This is a genomic window from Paenibacillus tarimensis (genome assembly GCF_021532315.1).
GTDB lineage: Bacteria > Bacillota > Bacilli > Paenibacillales > Paenibacillaceae > Paenibacillus_I > Paenibacillus_I tarimensis.
Genome location: NZ_JAKGAO010000048.1, coordinates 1 through 3,532 on the forward strand (window position 1 = coordinate 1; position 3,532 = coordinate 3,532).

Genomic DNA, 3,532 nt, shown 5'->3' on the forward strand with positions numbered 1-3,532 from the left:
TGTTCAGTTTTCAAAGAACAATTACTTCGTTTGTCTTACTCTGTGTCTTGCTTGTCCATGCCGCTCTCGCGACCGGAATTAGAATATACCATAATACGCAGAGCATATGCAAGTGTTTATTTTTGTCACTCATTCTTTGCCGGCTAGTACAACCGTTCGAAACCTTATTCACTCGCCAGCCCCGCTTGCGGCAGGATTCATAGGATACCACGAGCAGCATGTGATACGCAACTGGTTTATTAATCCTGCCAAGATGAATAAAAGCAAGTAGTTAAATCCACGTTATATAGAAGTAAGCCAGAATATGACGGAGGAGGTAATCCCGTGGAACGGATCAGTATCTGGACACTAAAGAAGCTGCCCCTAGGCGATATTGTGGACTATATTCAGCTTCATGGCTCAACAGATTTGCAGGCTAGAATGGCAGCATTAGAGCTTGATGACTACATAAGAATGACAGCAGCGGAAGGCGCCTATCGAATAAAACAGCAAATTGCGGCATTACCCGAAGAGGAATACGATGAATTTTTGTTAGAGCTTATCGATGAGTAGCTCTAACTTATCCGTCAGATTTAGTGGATTTCTTCAATCTCGTACAAGTCTTCCACCTTACAGTCAATCGCTCGTGCTATCGAGATCGCTGTCTTAAGCGGCATGATCCGCTTGCCTTCTATATAATCAAGAAGCTTTTCCGGCTTGGCCCTAAGCTCCACTGATAAAGAGATAACGGATAGGCCTTGCTTATCCAAACATTCTTGCAGCAGGCATTTTCCCAGAGTAACTCCCATTAGCCGCCTCCAGTTGTAGCTGTTCAGAAAAGGCTGGACGGAGCCAGCCAGCTTTTTGATTTATCCTTTTAAAGAGTGAAGCCATTCGCTGTAACATGAACTGCACAGCACTTCAATTCGATCTTCGACCCCTGTTTTATCGTAAATCGTCAAACTATGGGCTGTTGTCGATTCCTTACTGCAGTGATAGCACGTATAGGACATACACCCAATCACCCATCCTTGTTATTGTTATGGCAATTAAGGCCCCGAACATCAACAACAATGATCCGGGGCAGCGAATACATGAAGCTTACTTGTTCTTTTTCTTCTTCTTGTTCTGTGTCAATTCTTCAGAAAATTCTGCATCCGTGTTATTTACTTCTGGCATTTTGTTAAGCTCTGTTGACTGAACGTCAGCTTTCGATGCACGTTTGTTCTTTTTCGCCACATCTGCCACCTCCCTTCACAACTGCTTGTTAAGCCTTTGTCTGTCCCGCAGTATATAGAATTGCTTAAAGCGGCTCAGCTTTATCCAGTGTATTTCTGAGATGTAAGCCATTATCATACAAGCGCTAATGCCGACTCTTATACTCTTCTTCAAAACGCTCTTTGACGGAATCATTGCTGCCATGTACGGAGCTGCGTATTTCATCAAACTCCCTTACAACGGATTGTATAGAGTGCAGGTCTTCACGTTTCGCGCAATTTCCAATCTCATCAATTACAGAAAAAGTCAGTGCCTCATAGGCATCGTTAAAACTGTTATCAATATCTGCTGTGATGCGGTTATCCTCATAATAACGTTTAAAGCGCTGTATTAACGCCTCACGGTCTTCCATAAGGAAGTACACCCCCTAAAAAATAAAAAGCCAAAGCCGTATTCCCGCATGGAAAAACAGCCAGGCTTAATCACTTTGTTAATCCTTGTCCTCATCCGAAGCGGATACATATTCGTTGGGATATTCCTGGCCGAGAGGGTTATTGTTCTTGTACTGACTGAGTCTTCCTTTTCTAAACTCACCGCCGTGAACATGAGATTTATCCTGGTTATTGTGGCTAATATTACTATTACGATTCCGATTAAAATTAACGTTTCTGCTCATATACCTCATCCTTTCGTTTAACTGCTTGGTGCTACATTATTTTGTGCTGAAAGGCTGGTCCTATAACAGGTAACTTATACATCGTAAAGAGTTTGTCCAACAATGCGACACGGAAGACGAACTGCGCTGCGTTTTTAAGGTTAACCAAATCGGATGCAAGATTCATAGTTTGAGCTATAATTTATCTTCTAAATGACTGTTCTTCCGATCCCTAGTCTTCATCGTTAGGCTCCCTTATTCCATCTGCATTGGCGATCAATGCCTGTTATTATTATCAGTTTATTTGGAAGCCACTATATGCTAAAAACCAAAATCCTCACGGTAGATTCACCGCAAGGATTCTGGTTCAGTCACTATTCCGTAGCTGTACGCCCTGGTGTACGAGTTGTACCAGCAGTATTACCTGTCATCCCGGTAGTTCCTGTTCCCGTATTCATGCCCATGTCTGTACTACTCATCGGTTTAGCATTCTTCAAGATAGTGCGAATATCTGTGGAGATTGTTCCCTCATCCAACGAGCTAGCTTGTTCAAGCTTATCTTTGACCCGGCGCAATGCCTGCTTCGATTCTTGTCCGCTTACTGTAAAAACATGTGTGTCTCCACTTAGCATGCTTCCGATGCGTGCATGAGAAGCCGTGCGTGACATACCTGTTCTCCCACCGCTTGTACCTGTACCGTTACCTGCATTAGCGCCCATACCAGTTCCTGTACCGCCGGCAGAACCACCATTTTGACCACCATTATTATCATCAGCTACAAAAATGGCATTACCAAGCACTAGGGCATTGTGATAACCAAGTGTTGCAAGCTGATCATCAATAGAAAGGGCAGTCGAGAGACCTGTCATTCCCCCATCGGTCATAGTACCTGTTCCTGTTCCTGTTCCTGTTCTAGTTCCATTTCCAGTTCCGCGATTATTGTCACCAAAACCGAAGAGAGAGCCAATGCCGCCACCGTTTCCTCCGGTGTTCATCCCATTGTTGCGGCCAAACATATTGTCGTCATCATTATTCATGCCGAACAAATCACCGAGGCCTCCAGTACGATTACCTGTGCGAGTAGCGGTATCTCCAGCGGTACTCGTCATACCACCAGCAGTGGTACCGTTCATAACGCCGCCAGTGCGGTTGCCGAATGTGCCATTACCAGTCTGACCAGTTCCAGCAGGATTCATTGTATTTAAGTTGTTACGACCAGTGCCGCCTCCATTGGTTCCTACGCCTGTACCAAACAGCCCATTATCCCTGTTGTTCATGTTGTCCCGCATGCCAATAGCATTGCCATCCCGATAATTGGCTTGATTACGAATAATACCACCACGATTACCTGTACCTTGTGCTGTCATCCCATTGTCATTCGCATTGTCGTTACCGCCACAGCCTGCCAACAGCATTGCAGACACGCCAACCACACAGCCCATCGAAAGTGCTTTTCGCTTCAAAATGTTATCCTCCCTTGTCTGATTCAGCTTGTAGGACTACTGTAATATGATTGCTCACAGCGGCTCAGCTTAGCATAGGGAATTGCAGGACGTTAGAAAAAGGAAATTGTAGAATACCAAAGACAACGCAAAAAAAACAGTCCCAGTTGGGACTGCTGTCTTGATCGGGTATAGGTTACACCCTGAAAACCGGATGCGAATGAAGTGTTAGAACTTA

Annotated in this window: 5 protein-coding genes; 1 reads left to right on the plus strand and 4 read right to left on the minus strand. The window is 44.6% G+C overall.

Annotation, left to right across the window (positions count from 1 at the left end):
• Nucleotides 1-324 precede the first annotated feature (324 nt).
• A complete protein-coding gene (locus tag L1N82_RS22985; RefSeq protein WP_235289800.1) occupies nucleotides 325-552 on the plus strand; it encodes a hypothetical protein in 228 nt (75 codons plus the stop codon).
• Between the two features lie 20 nt (nucleotides 553-572).
• Here the strand turns inward: L1N82_RS22985 and L1N82_RS22990 are convergent, their stop codons facing one another.
• The 4 genes from L1N82_RS22990 to L1N82_RS23005 all read right to left on the minus strand — a co-directional run bounded on the left by L1N82_RS22990 (nucleotide 573) and on the right by L1N82_RS23005 (nucleotide 3,315).
• A complete protein-coding gene (locus L1N82_RS22990; protein ID WP_235289801.1) occupies nucleotides 573-788 on the minus strand; it encodes a helix-turn-helix domain-containing protein in 216 nt (71 codons plus the stop codon).
• Between the two features lie 292 nt (nucleotides 789-1,080).
• Entirely contained in the window at nucleotides 1,081-1,218 is a 138-nt protein-coding gene (locus L1N82_RS22995; protein WP_235289802.1) for a hypothetical protein, read from the minus strand.
• A gap of 124 nt (nucleotides 1,219-1,342) precedes the next feature.
• Entirely contained in the window at nucleotides 1,343-1,609 is a 267-nt protein-coding gene (locus tag L1N82_RS23000; protein WP_235289803.1) for a hypothetical protein, read from the minus strand.
• A 617-nt stretch (nucleotides 1,610-2,226) separates the two neighbouring features.
• On the minus strand, nucleotides 2,227-3,315 hold the full coding sequence (locus tag L1N82_RS23005; RefSeq protein ID WP_235289804.1) for a hypothetical protein: 1,089 nt from the start codon (nucleotides 3,313-3,315) through the stop codon (nucleotides 2,227-2,229).
• Nucleotides 3,316-3,532: the final 217 nt, after the last annotated feature.